Raw genomic sequence first — 19,783 nt, 5'->3', positions numbered from 1 at the left:
TCCTCAGATCGTTAGGAAGCTTGGCAAACAATCATACAATAGACACTGTAGACGTACGGTGGGCATTCTGCAGCGAAACCTCTTGATCTTTTTAAACGAAAAAAACCCCGCCGCATCAGAGACGCGACAGGGCGAGGTTAATCTAGCAGTTGTCTACAACTTTCCGCAGACCTGATTATTTGGAAGCTAAAGATGTCGGGCGGAGGCTATCAACCTCTTGTATCTTTTTTTCGCAAGCTGTGTCCGGATGAGAGATGTTCACGATAAGGCACGCCGCTACTATTGCCGGAATCGCGGCGATGAGCATCACGGTACTGAGCGGTAGTTGCATTGAGATGAGCATGGCACCGATCAATGGCCCAGAGATCGAACCTAAACGGCCGATACCTAATCCCCAACCTACACCGGTCGCACGGATGTGAGGGGGGTAAAAATTGCTGATCAGTGCGTTCAACGTCAACTGACCACCGATCAGGCAGAAGCCAGCGATCATCACGGCTAAGACAGTCAGCGTAGGTATCCCATGGTTGTAGCCGATCGCAGCGGTTGCAATACCGCAGACCGCCATGATTTTACCGAGTAGCCAGACTTTTTTCTTGACCTTATCCGCCAGGTACGAGAACGCGATAGCGCCGACCGTTCCTGATGCAAGGAAGGAGGATGTTGCAAGGCTCGCCGCGCTAGTAGAGAAACCGGCCTCCGATAGCAACGTAGGCAACCAACTGATAGTGAAATAGAGCAGGATGAAGGTAGATACACACGTGCACCAGATGAAGATGGTTGGCTTCAAATAACCGTAGCGGAACAGATCCGCGATAGTCACCTTCTGTGCTTTGCCGTGCTCAAGAACAGGCGCCGGTGGAGTCCACTGAGGTACCAGAGTGGCAAGCATCCTCTTAAGCGATTGGCCAAGATGCTTGGCACTAAACAGCCGCGCCAAGGACTCTGGCAACCATAGGTAAAGGAATGGCAGCAGAACCAATGGCGCTACCCCGCCGACGATGAATACACTTTGCCAGCCGTGATGCTCCATCATACTCGCGGCGACAAAGCCACCAGCGGCTCCACCGAACGAAAAGCCACACGCCGCCAAAGTCACAAAGAATGTCTTCATGCGAGGCGGTGCGTAGTCAGCCATCAGCGCCATCGCACTCGGCATAGCGCCACCCATGCCGACTCCACACAGGAAGCGAATCACCGCTAGGGTTTCGATGTTGTGTGCCCAAGCGGACAGGAGCGTAAGCCCAGCAAACAACAACACGCAGGACAGTAAGGTTTTTCTGATCCCGAATCGATCTGCGAGTGGTGTAAGGAACAGTGAACCCAGGGTAAGGCCAATCAGATTGCATGTGAACACAATGCCGAACGCCGCTTTCGGGGTAGCCCATTCCTGCGCCAAGTTAGGGACTACGAAGCCCAGAAGCTGGGCATCGTAACCATCACAGACGAGCAGGAGGATCAGTAAAACAAGTGTACGGAACTGGTACCGAGAAAACGGTCGTTGATCCAATGCCGCACGGAAGGCTTCAATCTGGTTATTCATCATGGCAATCCGATTATTCTTGTGAGGCCACGTAAGAATTGCTCTTTTTACGTCGGAGGCGGTGTGTCGACCTGGTTCGCAGGATGTGCACGCTGGAACCCTGGATGATCCGCGGCCAGTGCTTCAACCCTCGAAATTCGGGGGAATTCAGTCAGATCCAAGCCGAATCGACGGGCCGCGTAAATTTGCGGTAAAAGGTACACGTCAGCGAGACCAGGCTTTTCACCGAGTGCCCAACCGTTTTCGCCAATCAGGGCCTCCACTGCCTGGAAGCCGCTATAGATCCAGTCCTGAATCCACTGATTGACGAAGGCCTCATCGTGTCCAGCCGCTCGTAGCTTGTTCAGCACAGACACGTTGTGTAGAGGATGGATATCGCAACCAATGATGCCTGCAATCGAGCGCGCCAACGCTCGATCTGCTGGGCTACCAGTTAGCAACGGCTTGTCAGCGTATGCCTCTTCCAGGTATTCGATAATCGCCGGTGATTGAATAACCCGAACCGACTCATCTACCAAGGCAGGCACGCGGCCTTGGGGGTTGATCTCCAGATAGCTAGCGGAGTGGTGTTCTCCGCCGTCCTTGATCAGATTGATGGGGCAAACGTCATACGACAGCCCCTTCAGTTCCAGAGCAATCCTTACCCGGTACGAAGACGTCGACCGGTAATAGGAGTAAAGGATCATCAACGGATCTCCCGGGCAGGGAGAACCACCGCACGGCACTCACCGAAGCCGATCGACCCAATGCCATCTTGAGCGCAGCGAGCTCTCAGAATGATCTCGTCACCGTCCTCGAGGAACGTCCGGCTTTCACCGTTTGGAAGCGTTATAGGGTGCTTGCCGCCTTGCGTCATCTCTAGCAGAGAGCCCATCGACTCGGTGGTGGGCCCAGACAGCGTGCCGGTACCGAACAGGTCACCCGGGTTAAGCTGGCAACCATTCACAGTGTGATGAGTCACCATCTGCGCGAACGTCCAATACATGTTAAGCGTAGTGCTTGCGCTGAGCGGGTATGGTGCGGCACCCTCCTCTCGCATGCTTGCGGTTAGGAGCAGAACTTCGAGACGAATATCAAAAGCGCCCGTGCTCTGATCTTCCTCATCCAGCAGATAAGGAAGCGGAGCTGGGTCACCGGACGGCCGAGCAGGCTGGGCCGTGCGGAAAGGTTCAAGTGCTTCGGCAGTCACGACCCATGGTGAAATGGTCGACGCGAAACTCTTGGAAAGGAATGGGCCCAGCGGCTGATATTCCCAGGCCTGAATATCGCGGGCCGACCAGTCATTCAACAGGCAGAATCCAGCAATATGTTCGCGTGCATCGCGGATGTCGATCGGCTCGCCCAGACCGTTAGGACGGCCAATCCAAAGACCCAGTTCGAGCTCATAATCCAGGCGGCGGGAAGGTGCATGGATTGGAACATCACTATCAGGAAGCTTGATTTGCCCTGAAGGACGTACAAAAGGCTGGCCGGACGGAACGATGGTTGATGCACGGCCGTGGTAGCCGATTGGCACATATTTGTAGTTGGGCAGCAGCGGATTGTCCGGGCGGAAGAGTTTGCCCACGTTTTCGGCGTGATGGATGCCAACGTAAAAGTCTGTGTAGTCCTGGATGCGAGCAGGCACATGCAGATTGCAGCGAGAAGCCTCGATCAGCAATCGATCACCGAATTGGCGCTGAATTTCGACCTCAGCCCCGTTCTCGCCGAGCAGCTCAATCAAACGCTCACGCAAGGCCTTGCGGTCTTGGCGTGGCAGGGCGAAGAAACTGTTGAGTGATCCGCCTACCGCAGCCTCCGCCGCTGCCTCAGCTGCGCCGGTCAGCAGGCCAGCTTCGAGGGCGACTTTAAGGTCATAGATGAAGTCACCGATAGCAACGCCAGTGCGGCGCTCGCCGCCTTGAACGCTGAAAACACCGAATGGCAGGTTGGCCAGCGAAAAATCAGGATGGCCATTGGCCGAAGTTACCCAGCTGTTCATCACTACTCTCTCAATTAGGAATTTGTGCTTTCAAATTTTCCAGCGATGCCTTCCCAGCATGCGTCGTAATTGCCCTGCAACGCGGGGCTAGCCAGCGCAAATTTCGTAGGGCGGAGTACCTGGTGTGTCTCAAACATGAAGGCCATGGTGCCATCAAGCTTCTGAGGTTCCAGGTTGGCTGCCATGGCGCGTTCGGAGGTTTGGGCGTCTGGGCCGTGAGCGCTCATGCAGCTATGCAGGGAGGAGCCACCGGGGGTAAAGCCATCAGCCTTGGCGTCGTATTCACCCTCGATCAACCCCATGTACTCGTTCATCAGGTTGCGGTGGAACCATGGCGGACGGAAGGTGTTTTCCGCGACCAACCAGCGAGGAGGGAAAATCACGAAATCAAGGTTCGCGAGTCCAGGAACGCTCGTGGGGGAAGTCAACACAGTGAAAATGGATGGATCTGGATGGTCGAAGCTTATGGAACCGATGGTGTTGAAGTGTCGCAGGTCGTATTTGTACGGAGCGTTGTTGCCATGCCAAGCGACCACGTCGAACGGCGAGTGATCCAGTTCAGCTTCCCAGAAGCTCCCTTGGAATTTTTGCACCAATCGAGTTGGCGATTGCTCGGACTCAAACCAAGCATTTGGAGTGAGGAAGTCGCGAGGATTGGCCAGGCCGTTGCTTCCGATTGGCCCCAGGTCGGGTAGTCGCAACGGAGCACCATGGTTCTCGGCAATATAACCGCGGGCCGATGCGCCGAGCAGCTCCACCTTGAATTTCATGCCACGAGGGATGACAGCAATCTCCAGCGGCTGCAGCTCAATACGTCCCAGCTCAGTCACGAGCAAAAGCTTACCCAACTGAGGCACGATCAAGAGCTCGCCGTCGGCGCTGTAAAACGCTCGCTCCATCGAACGATTTGCTACGTAATGGAAGATTGTGATTCCACTGGGATGATCCAGGCTGGAGTTCGCAACCATTGCGCGGAGGCCGTCCACGAAGTCAGTAGGCTCTGCCGGCACTTCAAGCGCATCCCAACGCATACGGTTGGGGTTGGCTGGTGCCAAATTACCCTCTGGGATAGGTGAAGGAATCGCTTTGAAAGTCGGGTGGGATGCAGATGGACGGATTCGATACATCCAAGTACGACGGCTTTCATGGCGAGGCATCGTAAAGGCAGTGCCAGAGAACAGCTCCGCATAGAGACCATGAGCTACCCGCTGGGGGGAGTTCTGGCCAATCGGCAGCGTGCCCGCGATTGCTTCACTGGAAAATTGGTTGCCGAATCCTGACTGATACCCGATGCCGCTGTCGTTGGTGCTCATCGTTCCTCCTGCGTCGCTGTGTGCGTTTTATTTTTCGTAACTCGATTACGCAAATCGTAAATCCGTAATGAGGTGCGGTCAAGCGTCGCAGGTGAGATCGCGTCTGACAGTCCAACGCAGTCGGATCTTTCTCAACATTTGAGGGACTCAGGATGAGGGCTGGCAGACACTTCAGACCCCCGCCTTGGGCGGGAGAGAGCTCTGTACTACCCCCAAGGCTGTCAGCGATGGTCATATGGGTATGCGCTCGGGAGGCGTATGGGACGACCAGGAAGCTGAGTGCGATTCGCCAGCATCATCGGCTGGCGATCGCTGATTGCGCATGTAGATGATCAGCATTGCGCTGACCTATCGTCCCACTGAGTGCAATCGCCAGCTGGGTGTCAATGACTCAAAGTGAGGTGCGGAGGGGGAATCCAAACGGCTCAAAACACGTTGATAGGCATCTCAACAATGAATCGATATTCATCTACGTCAAGGTATCGGTAACCCGTGGTGGCGCGATGAGTCGCTTGCCGTAACCGCAGCGATAGGTCTTTTGCGGGCCCGCTTTGAATGACATATTTGATCTCGATATCGCGCTCCCAGTGTTTGTTGTCCTTGTCATCATCGTAGATGTGCCTGGCCGTGTACCGGGTGTTGGAACTCCCATCGTTGTCCATTCCATCTCCACGGACATAGCGCGTCATGAACGCCAACCCAGGTACCCCGTAAGCCGCCAGATTAAGGTCGTAGCGGATCTGCCAAGATTTTTCGTTGGCTTCAGTGAAGGTCGCGTACTGAACCGCGTTACCCATGAGAACGTTTCCTCCCATCGTTCCAAAGCCCACCCAATCAAGTGGCTCGTCGCCATACAAGGCTTGATAACCTACGCTAAAGGTGTGACCCGATTGGCTATAACCTGACATCAGCGACCAAGCGAAATTATTAATTTCCCCACCATTTTCCGCACCGTAGCTGGTAGTTCTATATGAGTTAAAGTTGAAAGACACAGACCGATCAGGAGAAAGGATGATCCTATATTTTCCACCGAAATAATATTGACGCCATACATCTCGAAGTTCTGAGCCGTAAATGCTGGCAGAAAACTCACCCTCTTTGTAGTTTAACCCCAGATAGTCAATTCGCTTGGAGTGAATTCCTACCGCATAGTCCGTAGTCAGGTCATCATCACTATTAGTGGAATCCACGCCACTAATGGATGTAAAGCGACCAGCGTCAATATTTAGATTGTCTATTTCATTAATATTCAACGACCACCCAGTTGCAGTCGCCGGAAGTAGTCTGACAGTGCTCACCGCGAAAACTGGCGTGGCCGGCATCTGTGAGCCGTAGCGAAGCACGCTTTTAGATGCGCGGACTTTTAGTGACCCTCCGATTTCAGCGTAGCTGTCACTAGGATGCCCCTCGCTGTTGACGTTGAGAAGATTCAAGCCCGCTCGCCCTCCTCCGCTGTCTAGTTTGAAGGCCGCAAGTAAATGACCATCAGCTCCGACCCCCACCAAGCCAGGAGTGAAACCCGATACAAAATTTGTTATGAAGCCCTGCGCCCATTCTTCACGATAACCATTACGTTCATCGGCCGGCTTGAATGCATTTCGACCCAAATTGTTAGATAAGCCGTTACGAAGATCTCGATTGAAGTAGAAATTTCTTGCCAGTACATCCAGATGGCTATCACCGATCAGCCCGTTACTTTCAGCAGCTGTCGCGAGTACCGTATGTGCCATTGCAATTGCAATGGCCATCAGTGGCACAAGGCCGTTGTTAATTTTTGCCATGATTAATCTTCTTGTTTTTATAATACACACGACGAACGCCATCACCACCGAGCGAGGTGGCTGACATGAGTGTTCTCAGTTCGGATTAGGTGCGACGTATGTTGCTCGACTTGGGATGATGAAAATCATGGCAAGCGCTGAAAGCAGCATCATACCGCTAATGCTGACTAGCCCTGCACTACTACTACCGGTCAAGTCACGTGCGACACCAATTAGCCATGGGGCAACAAAGCCGCTGAGCGTTGCCAGTGAACTGACCAGCGCGATGCCTGCCGCAGCCGCTCTTCCTTTTAGGTACGTCGCAGGCAGCGCCCATGCAACAGTGACACCGCCGCTGAAGCCAAAACCTGCCAAGCCCAGGAGCAGTAGTGAAACGACGAGGGAGTGCTGCCAAATACTGGCTGCTGCCAACATCACTGCCGCAAAAATCATACTCAAAGCATAGTGCCAGCGACGCTCCCGCCTCAGATCAGAACTCCGCCCTATCACCAGCATCCCTAGAGCCGCCATCGAGAAAGGAACTACGGCATAAAGCGCGATGGTTGAAACATCTTTTATGCCCATCTGCTGGATCATGGTAGGAAGCCAAAAGTTAAATGCATATGAGCCGCAATATGCACTAAACGCCAGGAATGCCAAAAGATAGACTCGAGGATCTGTCAGCGCCGAGAAAATCGCTTCCTTACCATGACCACCGGCACTCACATTAGCGGCGCTATCACGAACCATAATTTCTTGATGAATGGCTTTTTCTTCTGCAGTCAGCCAAGTGGCGTGGGACGGTTTATCACTGAGATAGAAGAAGCAGCATATCCCAATGAAAATGATGGGTAGTGCTTCAAGCAAAAACATCCACTGCCAACCTGCCCAGCCGTAAATACCTTCCATGTTTTGCATGATGAGACCAGAAATCGGCCCGCCGACGATTGGTGCTGCCAGTGTCGCTAAAAGTAAGAGGGATGTTACCCGTCCACGCATGTAGCTGGGGAACCAATAGCTGAGATAGAGAATTACACCTGGAAAGAACCCTGCCTCAAATACACCCAAGAAGAATCTGAGAATGTAGAGGTGCAGTGAGGTTGATACAAACATAGTCAACGCTGAGGTGATACCCCACAGCACCATGATGCGGGTCAGCGTGGCTCTCGCGCCGGTTTTCTCCATCAGCAGATTGCTTGGAATCTCAAAGAAAGCGTATCCCAGAAAGAATATGCCCGCAGCCAGTCCATACTGGGAATCAGTAAAACCCAGTAGCGGCTGCATCTGAAGCTTGGCATAACCAATGTTTACTCGATCTAGGAAAGAAAAAAAGTAGGCAAGGAATAAGAATGGCAGCAACCGCCGTAAAACCTTACGAAAAAGCAGCGCCTCACCGGATGCCGACACTCCCTGACCCACAGGCGTGCCTATAGATTGCGTATTCATCATCGTGACTCTCTTATTTTTATCTCAACGACCTTTGAAGGCGTCTCGGGGCATCCTGCCGGAGTCGTGCCTCCGCTGTGCCGAATCCGGCGTAAGCCGGAACCGCGGGGCTGAATTTGCCAATAGCAAATCATATTGTCAATTGCAAATTCCATAAGTCCGACCCCCATTCAGGCGCGCCCCCGCGGCCTTAATCGGCTTGGTTCACTTCGTTTGATGGCCCTTCAGAACGGCTCAAAGACGCTCCCCAAAGCGCTTGAGATAGACAGGCTGACAGTCCAGTGGGGTGACCTACGTCTTACAAGGCGAAGGGAGGCCGATCGACTAAATTGGCCTAAGACGGCGTGTTTTTCCGTCGTTTTGGACAAGCGCAGACCAAAACAACGCTGTAAAAGCGTTGCACTTTTCATGGCATTTGCTGTGGATTCAGACCCGTAGCGCTTAAGAATATTGTTACTTCGCTGCTAGCAAACGTCACTCAGCCCCACTTCTGGGCTGAGCATGCTTAGCGCCGGGCTACCTGGAAAGGGGCAAAGGTTTGGATGTCCAGGTACGGTTACAGAGGCCGAAGCTCAAGGGGTCGAATAATGACCCAATTGCCTGGAAAGCTTCTGAGTACTTCTCTGAAGCGTAAGCGAAGTTTCGCCATCCACCGAAAGGTTCATGGCATTCGTGTCGTCAAATACAGTAAGGGTAAATACGATTTCTCCGTTGAGCCCGAACACAGGTGCGCTCAGCGAGCTCAACCCTGGCATCGGGCGATCTCGTTGGACATCCACGCCGCGTTCGCGAATCAAGGAGAGTTGCTCAAGGTAGCTAGGGAGATCGAGGCGCGCAGTACTAGAGCCCGCATCACGGATCTCTTCAAGCAACAGGTTTTTCTGCAAGGCCGATTGGGGCAGCCAGGCCGAGAATGTACGACCGATCGAAGAATTTGTCAGCGACATCACCGAGCCAAGTCGGATCTCAGAGTAAAGACTGAAGCGAGCCTCCTCCATTCGTACCACAGTAGGGCCAAGAGATCCCCAAACGCTGAGTACAACTGCGTGGCCCGTGGCTGCAGCGAGCTCTTTGACGACCGGCTCCGCCTCATGGGTGGGACTGAGGAAGTGCAACCCCAGCACTCCTAGATCTCGTGCGACCAATCCAGGCTCGTAGAGACCTGTCTCTTCATCTTTGAAAACCAGGCCGGAGCGTACCAAGCTGACCAAATAGGGAAACGCACGCGCAGAACTCATGCCTACAGCTGAGGCAAACTCCTTCAAAGATACAGGTTTTTGAAGAAGCGTTAGCGCCTCTAACAGCTCAGCCGCCACCTCAACAGATTGGATGCCGCGAGGGCTTTTCTCGTCATGCTCGCTCATGGCTTGCCTTCCGCATATCCATTAATGAGACGCTCAGATGCCGCGCGCATCTCATTGGTTACCTCAGCAATCCGTGCCAAATCGAAGCTGGCGGCTGCGGAAAATGCTGTCATTGTGAGCAAGAGACACCCTGCATCGTTAAAGACGGGAATGGATATGGTAGATACCGAAGGGGTTGGGTAGCCTTGTGCGACAGATCTTCCGGCACTCCGAATTTCATCCAAGACTTCTTTGAATTCTTCGGACTGGAATGTCTCGAGGCTGTCTCTGGTGAAGGTCTGATTTTCGATTACAGACGCCGACAGTTCCTGAGGCTGGTAGGCAGCGAACAGTCGGCCTGTTGCAGTCCTGGTTAAAGAAAGAACCGTACCAAGACGAAAGCCGATACTCAGCACCGTACCGTGTTCCGCATAGTGCACTACGATCGGGCCGTGTCGACTCCAGACAGCCACAAATACGTTGACTTCCAGGCGGCGTCCAATCTCATTGACGATTGGAATCGCTTCGCTGACTTTCGGAAGCCGATAAAGAGCCGAAACGCCGAGCCGGAACGAAAGCTGCCCCGGCTCAAACGCTTGGGTGTAGTCATTGCGCTTGAGAAGACCTACACGCGTCAAGCTAACGAGGTAGGTATAGACCTGTGACGGAGGGGTTTCGACAAGGTCTGCGATTTCCTTGAGGCTGAGAGGACGGGACTGCTCCACAATCGTGCGCAGGATCAGCCCCGCCATCTCAACGCTTTGCACTCCCCGCTGAGACGACTTCATCGAATGTCTCCATCAGCAAGCAGTGTCCCTTCCTGAATACCTGCTCTGTTCTGCATGCGATAACTGGTCAATGCGTTAAAAGCGGCACTGTATCGCCTCCAACCGTCTACCGCAATCAACAGACACAGGTACATTGTGCCGTTCCTAAAGGCTTCTCTGCAGGTGAAATGCCGGGATCAATGGACGAGGTAGCCCCCATCTACAGGCAGAACGACACCTGTAACGTAGCTAGCCGCGGCGGAAGCAAGAAACGTAATAGGCCCAACGAGCTCATCGGGATCAGCTGCACGTCTCATCGGAACATGCTGCAAGAAGGTGCTGAGGGCGTTTTCGTTTCCGCGTGTACTTGCAGACATGGCGGTAGCGAACATGCCAGGCGCAACCGCATTTACTCGGATTTCAAATTCCGCCAGTTCCGCTGCCAGGGTTCGGGTCATCTGAGCCACTGCGCCCTTTGAAATCGCATAGGTAGGCGACGTAGTGGCTGCGACGAAGGACTGAATCGACGCGACATTGATCACGTTGCCTTTGGTTCTCTTCAGAGAAGGAAGAAAGGCCTTTGTGACATTGAAAGGCCCCGTCACGTTCACCGCCAGCGTGTCAGCTAAAGCCTGCGAAACAGCTGGTGATTCAAATACTACTCGCTTCAAAATCCCAGCGTTATTGATCAGCACATCGATGTCACCGATCTCACCCACAATCACCGCGGCCAGACGCTCACAAGCCTCCTGATCACTAACGTCCAGCCCAAAGCCCCACGCCTGATTGCCTACGCCGCAGATCGCTTCGGCTGTTTTCGTAGCACCTTCGCCATCAATGTCGACAATGACGACTTTGGCGCCTTGCTCGGCGAGACCGTGCGCGACAGCCTTGCCATTTCCTTGAGCCGCACCAGTAATCAAGACCAGCTTTCCGGCAACAGACAGGCGAGTTTCACTCAGTTTTTTCATGGTAAACCTTTGTTGTTATTTGATCGTTCATTGCGGGTGACGTACGACTCGATTCAATGTCGCCCTTATCAACCGGTTTTTCTCACCAAGCTGGCGTCATCCACTCGTGCAGCATTGCTTAAGTGAATCCCTACGGCGTAACCAAAGGTCAGCGCAGGGCCCAAGGTGATACCCGCTCCCGGATAGTTGCCTCCCATGATGCTTGCAGAGTCATTACCCACAGCGAATAGCCCTTGGATCGGCCGGTCATCCGCTCCGAGTACCTGGCAGTTGCGATCCACTGCGATGCCGGCATAGGTACCAATGTCTCCTGGGACGATCTTCACTGCATAGAAAGGCCCGCGCTCGATAGGTGCGACGCAAGGGTTTGGCGCGCGGTAGGCATCTCCTTGATAGCGGTTGTACGCTTTTGAGCCTTTGCCGAACTCAAGGTCATGGCCCGCTGACGCGGAGACATTGAATTGTGTGACGGTTTCTACCAGCTGCTGCTCGTTAATCCCTGCTGCTTTCGCCAACGCACCCAATGTTTTGCCCTTGATCAGGTAGCCAGTTTTCAGGTGCCTGCCTATTGGCAGTGGGAATGGGGCTACACACCCCAATCCATAACGTCGAAGCGTGTAGTGGTCACAAATGAGCCAGGAGCATACTTCGGGCTCTTGGCTGCAGGCTTTGATCATGGCTTGGACATAGTCGTGATACGAGTCGGCTTCATTGGTGAATCGTTTGCCGCTCCGAGTAACCGCGATCACACCTGGCTTTGCACGATCAATGAAGTGCGGCATGACACCCTGAGTTCCATCCTTACGCGTGGTCAGAGACACTGGTGTCCATGCCGCAGGATTAGGGAGATTCGTGTTGAGCTTGCCTCCCATTTTTTCGACCATTTTCAGGCTATCGCCGGTGTTGGTTTTAGGAGTAGGCGTCCAATGTTCGTTGCCGGTTTTAGTGTGCGAGTAGAGAGCTTTGCGGCGCTCAATGTCATGAGGGAACCCCCCGGCAGCCAATACGACCCCCCTCGCCGCCCGAACGACTACCTCTTCACCATTTCTCCGCACGCGAGCCCCTACAACCGCGCCGCCTTCGATAATCAGCTCAGTAACTGGGGATTGCAGCCAGATTGGTAGTTCCATATCAAACGCTGACTTGGCCAGCCGACCAATCAGAGCATTCCCGTTAGTGAGCGTCATCCCACGGCCATATTTAATGGTCTGCCAAATGTGCTTGGAGAGTCGCTTCGTAGCGTAAATCGCTGACTCCAGCGACCTGGTTGCACGCATGAAGTGCTTAATGTCCGGGCCTGAGCCGATCATCATCCCTAGAACCGTCTGTTCAGGAAGCGGTGGCTCAAGTTGCTCCATGCGCTTACCAAGCTCCCGAGCATCGAACGGTCTTGCAACCATCGAACGGCCGCCCTGCATGGCGCCAGGCGCTTCAGCATGGTAGTCCGGGAACACCAGTGGCATATCGAATCTGACGGCAGTGTGTTTGAGGAAGAAATCTACTGCCGGGCTTCCATGCCGCAGGAAAGCGTCCACGCGTTCTTCGTTGTAGGAATTCCCTCCTTCATGCTTCAGGTACGTCTTCACCGCATCGTGAGAGTCGCTATGCCCCCATGCTTGAGCAAGCGAGGTGCACGGAATCCATAACCATCCACCAGATCGAGCAGAAGTACCGCCAAAGGTCGAACCCTTCTCGACCATCACTACGTTCAAACCATGATGCTTAGCCGTAATGGCGGCAGACATGCCCGAAGCTCCTGATCCAACCACCAGGACATCGCATTCATAAATTTCTTGTTTTTTCATGCTGGTTCTCCAAACCGTGGACTACCGGTAACGACGCCCGACAGGGGCGCCACCTAGCAGGTGAGCAAAAATTAGCATCCGGTTATCCTATGTGTAAACGGTTTGTCATATGGTAATTTTGCTTGCCGCTTGCCCTACGGGCAGATCAGCCAGGTGAGGAACAGCTCTAGAACGGTTGTTTCGGGCAAGTAAGCTACCCGCCGACGAGACCCATCGTGGGTTCTTAACTCACAAAAATTGGGACGTGACGCATCGTCTTCCAATGCTGAAAGGAGGCTTCGCCAGCTGCACGGAGGACATCCTGGTACTGCGAGAGGGCAAATTGAGTTATCAAAATCCTGCCGCGGTTAGATTCGCTTCAGTTGTTCTGGAAGACGGGCGATCCGAGACAAGCGTGTGCGGAATTTCTGTATTGGCGGCAGGGTGCCAGCAGGCAATTGAGCAATCCTGGCGTGACTTTCCTTTCTGATCTATGAGTAGGAGCTGCGCCGGCAAACCGAAGGAGGAAAGGTATGGAGCTTGTTACTGTTGCATGCATTGCGTTGAACCGGATTGGCTCTGCAAATGCCGCAGGATTTGGCTACGCAAGGCACCGCAGGCAGCAGTTTTTCACCGAAGTGGCTGACGGCGATGTGGACACGCTCCGCCAGAAGGTCATTGAAGTCGCTGAGGCTAACGGGGAACAGGAGGGGGCACTTCACAACCTTGAACACGCTCAAAACCTGGGGTTCCCGCCAGGCCAAATAGTGTTCGACGTTCAAGGATTAACGACTCAATACAGTGAGCCCTACGCTGCATGTGTGGTCTTCCCCGCACTGAAAGCGGCTGGGAGGTTTTTCAAGCTCGAGGAGGTAGCGGAACGCGGGATGGCACTGTACGTTTCACCCAGCTAGGCGCTTTGAGCTCAACTGCGCCTGGCATACCAGTGCCAGGCGCAAAAGCAACTTAAGACGAAAGCTTACGCTTGAACTTGAACATCACGTCATCTAGCCATCGTCCATAAGCCGCAGAGGTCGCCGGGATGAGTAGCCGGCGCTCCTGCAGCTCTTGCTCTGAGCGGTGCGACATAGTGAAACTCCCTGTCGCAACGGCAGGCGGTTCTGCAAAAACCTTGTATGACACGCCGTGGAGAGACAACTGAAACCACCCTCCTCGGCCTTGGCAAAGGATGTCATATGCAGCTTCCGCCAAGCGCCTCACTTGGGTCGGCGATACGTAATACCCGTCGAAGTGGTTGGACGGACGCGTTGGGTTTGCGAGAGTCATCGACAACCAAGACAGACCACTGTCGTGATGCCGCCAGACCAGGCCGGGAGCATCAATTCCTGTGAGTTCGTCCCTGTCGAAATCCTCATAGCCTGCTTTGACGGTGCCTAGTCCAGCATGGCAAAACTTCAAGAAATAGGATTCGTGTTCAGAGTGGATGGAGCGCAAGCTACCCGGGTTAGCCGGCTGAGGCAGGAAAGCCAGCTCGAGTCGGGTTTCGTGATCTCTGCCGCCCCAACGGCTATTAGAGTTTCGAATCTCCAGCCGCTGCGCGAATTCTGCCTCACCAACGGCACTACGGCTCATATTTAGCTGACTCAGAGCCCGGACGACACCATCAGACAGCTCGTGCTCATTGGCAAATGTGGCACGGAAGAGCCCGTCGACGTAATCCGATACTTCCCATCGAAATTCTTGCTGCGGCCCTTCCACCGCGACGTCATGTAGGAATGCCAGGATAGGTTTGCCAGTGGCTCGAGCGCGTCGGAACTCCTGCTGCGTCACCGACTCGCCAGATTCAGTTTTGAACCCGAAGTCAGCACCCAGGACAAGCACCACCACATCCGCCTGCTCTACTTCAGTCATGCAGGCTTCCTGAGAGGAATACGGCCGAGCACCAAAGTCCTCACACATCACTGGCACATGCCCGAGCAGTAAGACAGCCTTCTTGGCTGCCGCACGATAGCTCTCAAAATTACGCACGACAGAGCTGATGAACACGTTCATAAAACCCCCAATCACCCCAAGATTCGGCAAGCCCACAGCGCTTGAGCAGACGTTGCGCGCCCCAATTGGGCACGACAATTGAACACACTGACACGTAACGTCAGAGGTTGACATTCTCAGAATTATGCACAAAAATCTCGGTTGACACTATAGATTATTTGCACGCTTTTCGGAGAAATGCATGCCTGAACATCACCATCCAAGTGAGCTTGAGCCGAAGCTCAGCCGCGCCCATCTTGATGTCGTCTGCAACAACCTTTTGGATGCTGCTTACAAAGCGCTTGAGGCCACATCCACTGAAGATGACACCAACTGGACGAAAGGGATTTTTCCTTACGGTCGCATCCATGGTCGGTTTAGGCGCCTACATCGCCAGGGTGACCTCCCTTGGTTCAAGCTCGTCAACAACACGTTGGATTACACGATCAGCATTGATGGGGTTTTGATGCAGGTGGTGACGGATGACCCGGACACACGCAAGAAGGGTTATCGCGTGGAGAAAAACGTCGTTGAGCTTTACCACGACAGTTTGCTGGGGCCGGCCACTGACGGGAACGTTACCTGGCGGTTGTATGTCGACAGCGATAGAAATCCTGATGGCCCAACGCTGACCGTCTCTGTCTTGGGCTTCGACACCAACCGCAATGTCATCAGCAAGTGGACGCATAATTACGAACCTCTGCTTTCTGTCCGCACCACAGAGCTCTCCCCTGTTGTTGAAATTGATGATTCTCTGCCAGTTCGTCGCGACAAGGACGCTGGGCAGAAAGAAACGAAAGACGCTGACTTGAAAGATGAATGACACAACAGGCCTCCTGCCTCTGGGTGACGAGTTTTCACCCGACAAGCTACGCCTCGCGAGGTGCGCCTCGGGGCGCTCCCTTGCCGAAATCGGCGAGCTCCTTGGCGTGACTAGGCAATACGCGCATAAGCTTGAGATCAACTCAATTCCCAACCCGGGTCAGTTGAAGCAGCTCTGCGAAATTCTGAACGTCAAAGAAAGCTTCTTTTTTACTCCCCGCAAGAGTGGTGTTGAGCTTGAGCAATGTCACTTCCGCAGTGTGCGCACCTCAACCCAGACGTTGAAGAAAACGATTGCCGCCCAGGTTGAGATGTTTGAGCTGCTCGTTGATGAACTGGACAAAGAGGTAGCGTTTCCCGCCGTCGATTTTCACGTGATCGAGGAGCCGGTTACCGGTGCTGGGAAAATTGAACAGGTGGCCGAGCGTTTTAGAAGAGAGCAAGGCATAGGTTTGGGCCCTCTCTCAAGCGTTACCAAGCTGGCGGAAAAAATAGGTGTGCTCGTCGTTAACTTGGCTGACGCAGATGATCGCATTGACGCATTCTCTCTATTCAACAAACGCCCCTTGATCGTCCGCAACACCTCAAAAGTGAACCCAGGACGGCAGCGGTTCGATCTGGCACACGAGCTCGGTCATCTGGTTATGCATCAAGGTATAGAAACTGGTTGCCGTGAAACAGAAGAGCAAGCCAACCAGTTTGCCAGTGCCCTCCTTATGCCGAGGGCGAGCTTCGCCGCGGAGTTTCCGGCAATGCGGGGCAAGTATCTGAACTGGCCAGCATTGAAAGAGCTGAAGCTCCGCTGGAAGGTCAGCTTCAAGGCGCTAATTTATCGCGCCCGGGCTTTGGATCTCCTTACCGCCGATCAAGCCAAGAGCGGATTTACCTACCTCGCGCGGAAAGGCTTTACCAAACATGAAGAGTTCGATGAGCTTATTCCGATGGAATCTCCCCTGCTTGTTCAACGAGCGATTGATCTACTGGACTTCTCGACATGGAGTCGGGTTCTCGCAGGGGCTGGGATGACCAGCCAGATGGTCGAAACCCAGTTCATGCTTAAGGTACCTACGTCACCTTTAAGGCTGATAAAGGCTGGCGAATCTCAGGGATAGATCGGAGTCATCTCCACCTAAGCGCAAATCTCCTTGGTCATCTGGCACAGCGCCTAAAATTGACCTCCTACCGGCAGAGTCACATGAACGACCAGCAATCTACACCTCATAATGCATACTTTAACGACTCTGACGCATCAGTCGCCTATCAGAACGATCTGCACCAGCTATTGGAAAAACTGACGCCGTTCCTTTCTACTAAAGAGCTCAGGAACCTTCGCGATTCCAAGTTGAGACCAAACCCACAGTCATTCTCAGAGAAGCATTACCTGCAGACGGCGTGTGAGCTTACAATTTGTGGGCACTTTGCTGCTGCATACCCCGACACCTTCAAATACGAGCCAAAACTTAATCCCCCAAAGGATGTGGACTGCTCCTTCTCAGTAGATGGCGTGAATTATAATATCGAGGTCAAATGCGCGGACTACACCAAGACTGAGGAAATTGATAGCCAGGATGCGTTCCATCTAAATTTCTTGGGGCGCCATCCAGATTTTCTTAAGCTCCCAGAGGAGCTCACACAGTTTTTCAATCCTGAATCGTCAAAACCACTCGTGGTTCAGCCGAACCTGGACAACAAACTCAAGGATTTCCTGGAAAGCGCCCACCAGAAATTCAGCCCGACCCCAAGCGAAACTGAGCTCAATATCCTAGCTGTTTGCTGTGACACGCCCCAGGACATGCAAAAGTGGTTGCACTACCTCGTCGGGCATAACGGACTGTTTAGCGACGCACCTTTTGCAAATCCAGAAACTTATTCGCGCGTTGACGCCGTCTATTTCACAAACCTCTACCACCGCCACAAACACTACTTCAGCAAGGGCGAGCTTACGCGCCACTGGAGTTTACAAGATAGCTTCGGATTTATTATCAGCAATCGATATAGGTTGCTCGCTAAAAAGGATCTCATCGAAAGCAGTCTCTCTCTAATCCCAAATTACTCAAAAGAGCTTTTGGCATATGAGATGGATGATGATTTTTGTGCTAAAGGTGCTCTGCCGCCCATTGTAAAACAGGGGCTTTTCATTCAAAGCTTTGTGGCGGAGCACCTCGTCCCTCACGGTATTAAAACATTCGATTTGTTGTCGTCAAAATTGAAATAAAACTCAGGGACACGCCCTAACCCATAGGTATTGGAAATATCCCTGCAGCACTTTAGCGAGAGTCAAAATCCATGAGCACTTTGTCACCTTGGAATCCGTATGCATCGGAGTGCCCAACACGCTTTATACTCCAGCGTGTTGCGGATAAGTGGGCCATGTTGATTCTAGGTCTTTTGCACGACAGAACTTGGAGGTTCAACGAACTACTTCGGCAAATTGAAGGAATTTCTCAAAAAGTTTTGTCACAAACGCTTAAGCGACTTGAGCGAGACGGGTTGATTCTTAGAACACCTATCGATACCGTTCCTACTTCTGTGGAGTACTCTCTCACAAACCTGGGTGCGACACTGGCGGATGCAGTTGCGGTGACGATTGCGTGGGCGGAGAAAAATGCAGCAGCAGTGCTTCAGGCTCAGAGCAATTATGATCTCAACCTTGGTGGAATTGTAGAGCCACTACATCGGTAGATAATTTTCAACCAAATTCGACCTTTATGAAGATGTGTTCATAATGAGTAGGTTTCCCTGAGGTAACTATCTTCACGCCTACGCGCTCAGGCTCTATAGTCATACGCGAATCCTAATGAGCTGGTTACCAATCCCGCTCAAAAATCCTCAACTCGTTAAGGAAATCGCTATGACTACAGTTGCAGTTGTCTACTTCAGCGGATATGGCCACACGGCCAAGCAAGCAGAAGCCGTTCATGCAGGGGCCGCTTCCCTTGCGAGTGCTAAGCTCTTCGCAATCGATCCCGAGGGTAACCTGCCTGAGGCAGCTTGGGAGGAAATCAGCCAAGCGAACGCGATTATCTATGGCAGCCCGACCTACATGGGCGGGCCAGCATGGCAGTTTAAGAAGTTCGCCGATGCTTCCTCCAAGCCTTGGTTCGGCCAAGCATGGAAGAATAAGGTTGCAGCTGGCTTCACGAACTCCGCGTCTGTGAATGGCGATAAATTCTCGACTATCGAGTACTTCTGGACGCTTTCCCAGCAGCATGGACAAATCTGGGTAGGTACTGGGCTAATGCCTGCGAACACCAAGGCTCATGGCCCTTCAGACATCAACTGGACTGCTGGTTTTGCGGGCGCCTTGGCGGTCTCCCCATCTGATGCCTCTCCTGATGAAGCTCCACGTTCCGGCGATTTGGAGACAGCGAAGCTGCTAGGTAAGCGCGTAGCTGAGATCGCTGCGAAGCTGTCCTGATCATCATCGGCTTGGTTTGTGCTTTATGGCGGGCCAAGCCGGCTTATTTCGGCTAGCGTTGACGAGTGCCCGCATCTCAGCGGAAAAGTTGACGAAAAAGCATGGGGTCTCATGATGCGTAAGACAATTTTTGCGTTAATCCCACTCACCCTCGGTTACTATTTTCTGGCTGGTGCAGCTGCTCAGGCCTCCCCCTCAGACGATGCAGAGCATAACCGTAGGCTTGTTGTAGATTTCTACAACGCCTTCTTTAACAAGCACCAGGTAGCAGAAGCTTCCAAAGTTGTAGATTCGTCATACAAGCAGCACAACCCTCAGGTGCCTGACGGCAAGGCCCCCTTCGTGAGCTTCTTTACGGACTATTTCAAGAAAAATCCAGATGCGACTTCGCAGATCCTGCGGTCAGCAGTCGATGGTGACCTAGTCTGGTTACACAATCATTCAAAAAGCGGGCCTGATGACAGAGGTCGTGCGATCGTAAATATTTTCCGCGTCAAAGATGGGAAAATTGTCGAGCACTGGGACGTCATCCAGGCAGTACCAGAGCAGGCAGCAAACGGAAATTCCATGTTCTGAGATGCGTAACCGAGATTAGGTTGGGCTAGAGATCGCAATTCCGCGCACCCTCAGCATTCATAAATAG

General features: G+C 53.1%; 18 protein-coding genes. 7 read left to right on the top strand and 11 right to left on the bottom strand.

What is annotated here, in order from left to right; all coding sequences use genetic code 11:
- Nucleotides 1-175 precede the first annotated feature (175 nt).
- The 10 genes from V7787_RS01120 to V7787_RS01075 all read right to left on the bottom strand — a co-directional run bounded on the left by V7787_RS01120 (nucleotide 176) and on the right by V7787_RS01075 (nucleotide 12,929).
- The gene (locus V7787_RS01120) at nucleotides 176-1,543 is read right to left on the bottom strand and encodes an MFS transporter (RefSeq protein WP_336084921.1); all 1,368 of its coding nucleotides are present in this window, start codon (nucleotides 1,541-1,543) and stop codon (nucleotides 176-178) included.
- Nucleotides 1,544-1,590: 47 nt separating this feature from the next.
- On the bottom strand, nucleotides 1,591-2,229 hold the full coding sequence (maiA, locus tag V7787_RS01115; RefSeq protein ID WP_336084919.1) for a maleylacetoacetate isomerase: 639 nt from the start codon (nucleotides 2,227-2,229) through the stop codon (nucleotides 1,591-1,593).
- On the bottom strand, nucleotides 2,229-3,524 hold the full coding sequence (gene fahA / locus V7787_RS01110; RefSeq protein WP_336084917.1) for a fumarylacetoacetase: 1,296 nt from the start codon (nucleotides 3,522-3,524) through the stop codon (nucleotides 2,229-2,231). Before fahA ends, maiA begins: the two co-directional genes overlap by 1 nt.
- 14 nt (nucleotides 3,525-3,538) lie before the next feature.
- Nucleotides 3,539-4,837: a homogentisate 1,2-dioxygenase gene (gene hmgA, locus V7787_RS01105; protein ID WP_336084915.1), complete on the bottom strand. Its 1,299-nt coding sequence runs from the start codon at nucleotides 4,835-4,837 to the stop codon at nucleotides 3,539-3,541.
- Between the two features lie 425 nt (nucleotides 4,838-5,262).
- Nucleotides 5,263-6,618, bottom strand: coding sequence for an OprD family porin (locus V7787_RS01100; RefSeq protein ID WP_336084913.1), 1,356 nt, complete (start codon nucleotides 6,616-6,618; stop codon nucleotides 5,263-5,265).
- 75 nt (nucleotides 6,619-6,693) lie between these two features.
- Complete coding sequence (locus V7787_RS01095) at nucleotides 6,694-8,043, bottom strand: MFS transporter (protein WP_336084911.1); 1,350 nt, start codon at nucleotides 8,041-8,043, stop codon at nucleotides 6,694-6,696.
- A 572-nt stretch (nucleotides 8,044-8,615) separates the two neighbouring features.
- On the bottom strand, nucleotides 8,616-9,407 hold the full coding sequence (locus V7787_RS01090; RefSeq protein ID WP_336084909.1) for an IclR family transcriptional regulator: 792 nt from the start codon (nucleotides 9,405-9,407) through the stop codon (nucleotides 8,616-8,618).
- Entirely contained in the window at nucleotides 9,404-10,174 is a 771-nt protein-coding gene (locus V7787_RS01085) for an IclR family transcriptional regulator (RefSeq protein WP_336084907.1), read from the bottom strand. The genes V7787_RS01090 and V7787_RS01085 overlap by 4 nt, the downstream gene beginning before the upstream one ends.
- Nucleotides 10,175-10,350: 176 nt before the next feature.
- Nucleotides 10,351-11,124, bottom strand: coding sequence for an SDR family NAD(P)-dependent oxidoreductase (locus V7787_RS01080; protein WP_336084905.1), 774 nt, complete (start codon nucleotides 11,122-11,124; stop codon nucleotides 10,351-10,353).
- Between the two features lie 68 nt (nucleotides 11,125-11,192).
- On the bottom strand, nucleotides 11,193-12,929 hold the full coding sequence (locus tag V7787_RS01075) for an FAD-dependent oxidoreductase (protein WP_336084903.1): 1,737 nt from the start codon (nucleotides 12,927-12,929) through the stop codon (nucleotides 11,193-11,195).
- A 512-nt stretch (nucleotides 12,930-13,441) separates the two neighbouring features.
- On the opposite strand from V7787_RS01075, the gene V7787_RS01070 reads away from it, so the two are divergent.
- Nucleotides 13,442-13,822 carry a hypothetical protein gene (locus tag V7787_RS01070; protein ID WP_336084902.1) on the top strand — a complete coding sequence of 127 codons (381 nt, stop codon included), beginning with the start codon at nucleotides 13,442-13,444 and terminating at the stop codon, nucleotides 13,820-13,822.
- 52 nt (nucleotides 13,823-13,874) lie between these two features.
- Here the strand turns inward: V7787_RS01070 and V7787_RS01065 are convergent, their stop codons facing one another.
- Nucleotides 13,875-14,921, bottom strand: coding sequence for a DUF4062 domain-containing protein (locus tag V7787_RS01065; protein WP_336084901.1), 1,047 nt, complete (start codon nucleotides 14,919-14,921; stop codon nucleotides 13,875-13,877).
- Nucleotides 14,922-15,102: 181 nt separating this feature from the next.
- Here V7787_RS01065 and V7787_RS01060 point away from each other — a divergent pair, with 181 nt between their 5' ends.
- The 6 genes from V7787_RS01060 to V7787_RS01035 all read left to right on the top strand — a co-directional run bounded on the left by V7787_RS01060 (nucleotide 15,103) and on the right by V7787_RS01035 (nucleotide 19,716).
- Nucleotides 15,103-15,723: a hypothetical protein gene (locus V7787_RS01060; RefSeq protein WP_336084900.1), complete on the top strand. Its 621-nt coding sequence runs from the start codon at nucleotides 15,103-15,105 to the stop codon at nucleotides 15,721-15,723.
- Nucleotides 15,716-16,834, top strand: coding sequence for an XRE family transcriptional regulator (locus tag V7787_RS01055; RefSeq protein ID WP_336084899.1), 1,119 nt, complete (start codon nucleotides 15,716-15,718; stop codon nucleotides 16,832-16,834). Before V7787_RS01060 ends, V7787_RS01055 begins: the two co-directional genes overlap by 8 nt.
- 83 nt (nucleotides 16,835-16,917) lie before the next feature.
- Nucleotides 16,918-17,937, top strand: coding sequence for a hypothetical protein (locus V7787_RS01050; protein WP_336084898.1), 1,020 nt, complete (start codon nucleotides 16,918-16,920; stop codon nucleotides 17,935-17,937).
- A 71-nt stretch (nucleotides 17,938-18,008) separates the two neighbouring features.
- The gene (locus tag V7787_RS01045; protein ID WP_336084897.1) at nucleotides 18,009-18,404 is read left to right on the top strand and encodes a winged helix-turn-helix transcriptional regulator; all 396 of its coding nucleotides are present in this window, start codon (nucleotides 18,009-18,011) and stop codon (nucleotides 18,402-18,404) included.
- Between the two features lie 169 nt (nucleotides 18,405-18,573).
- Nucleotides 18,574-19,140 (top strand): flavodoxin family protein, encoded by a 567-nt coding sequence (locus tag V7787_RS01040; RefSeq protein ID WP_336084896.1) that lies wholly within the window; start codon nucleotides 18,574-18,576, stop codon nucleotides 19,138-19,140.
- A 111-nt stretch (nucleotides 19,141-19,251) separates the two neighbouring features.
- Complete coding sequence (locus tag V7787_RS01035) at nucleotides 19,252-19,716, top strand: nuclear transport factor 2 family protein (RefSeq protein WP_336084895.1); 465 nt, start codon at nucleotides 19,252-19,254, stop codon at nucleotides 19,714-19,716.
- Nucleotides 19,717-19,783 lie beyond the last annotated feature (67 nt).

The organism is Pseudomonas sp. CGJS7, from assembly GCF_036961695.1.
Note: the sequence above shows the minus strand (reverse complement) of the source record. Positions and strands in the feature narration are given on the sequence as shown.

Excerpts from the sequence above, each read along its gene's own strand:
- V7787_RS01120 (WP_336084921.1), bottom strand. The coding sequence starts at position 1,543 with ATGAATAACCAGATTGAAGCCTTCCGTGCGGCATTGGATCAACGACCG.
- maiA (WP_336084919.1), bottom strand. The coding sequence starts at position 2,229 with ATGATCCTTTACTCCTATTACCGGTCGACGTCTTCGTACCGGGTAAGG.
- fahA (WP_336084917.1), bottom strand. The coding sequence starts at position 3,524 with ATGAACAGCTGGGTAACTTCGGCCAATGGCCATCCTGATTTTTCGCTG.
- hmgA (WP_336084915.1), bottom strand. The coding sequence starts at position 4,837 with ATGAGCACCAACGACAGCGGCATCGGGTATCAGTCAGGATTCGGCAAC.
- V7787_RS01100 (WP_336084913.1), bottom strand. The coding sequence starts at position 6,618 with ATGGCAAAAATTAACAACGGCCTTGTGCCACTGATGGCCATTGCAATT.
- V7787_RS01095 (WP_336084911.1), bottom strand. The coding sequence starts at position 8,043 with ATGAATACGCAATCTATAGGCACGCCTGTGGGTCAGGGAGTGTCGGCA.
- V7787_RS01090 (WP_336084909.1), bottom strand. The coding sequence starts at position 9,407 with ATGAGCGAGCATGACGAGAAAAGCCCTCGCGGCATCCAATCTGTTGAG.
- V7787_RS01085 (WP_336084907.1), bottom strand. The coding sequence starts at position 10,174 with ATGAAGTCGTCTCAGCGGGGAGTGCAAAGCGTTGAGATGGCGGGGCTG.
- V7787_RS01080 (WP_336084905.1), bottom strand. The coding sequence starts at position 11,124 with ATGAAAAAACTGAGTGAAACTCGCCTGTCTGTTGCCGGAAAGCTGGTC.
- V7787_RS01075 (WP_336084903.1), bottom strand. The coding sequence starts at position 12,929 with ATGAAAAAACAAGAAATTTATGAATGCGATGTCCTGGTGGTTGGATCA.
- V7787_RS01070 (WP_336084902.1), top strand. The coding sequence starts at position 13,442 with ATGGAGCTTGTTACTGTTGCATGCATTGCGTTGAACCGGATTGGCTCT.
- V7787_RS01065 (WP_336084901.1), bottom strand. The coding sequence starts at position 14,921 with ATGAACGTGTTCATCAGCTCTGTCGTGCGTAATTTTGAGAGCTATCGT.
- V7787_RS01060 (WP_336084900.1), top strand. The coding sequence starts at position 15,103 with ATGCCTGAACATCACCATCCAAGTGAGCTTGAGCCGAAGCTCAGCCGC.
- V7787_RS01055 (WP_336084899.1), top strand. The coding sequence starts at position 15,716 with ATGAATGACACAACAGGCCTCCTGCCTCTGGGTGACGAGTTTTCACCC.
- V7787_RS01050 (WP_336084898.1), top strand. The coding sequence starts at position 16,918 with ATGAACGACCAGCAATCTACACCTCATAATGCATACTTTAACGACTCT.
- V7787_RS01045 (WP_336084897.1), top strand. The coding sequence starts at position 18,009 with ATGAGCACTTTGTCACCTTGGAATCCGTATGCATCGGAGTGCCCAACA.
- V7787_RS01040 (WP_336084896.1), top strand. The coding sequence starts at position 18,574 with ATGACTACAGTTGCAGTTGTCTACTTCAGCGGATATGGCCACACGGCC.
- V7787_RS01035 (WP_336084895.1), top strand. The coding sequence starts at position 19,252 with ATGATGCGTAAGACAATTTTTGCGTTAATCCCACTCACCCTCGGTTAC.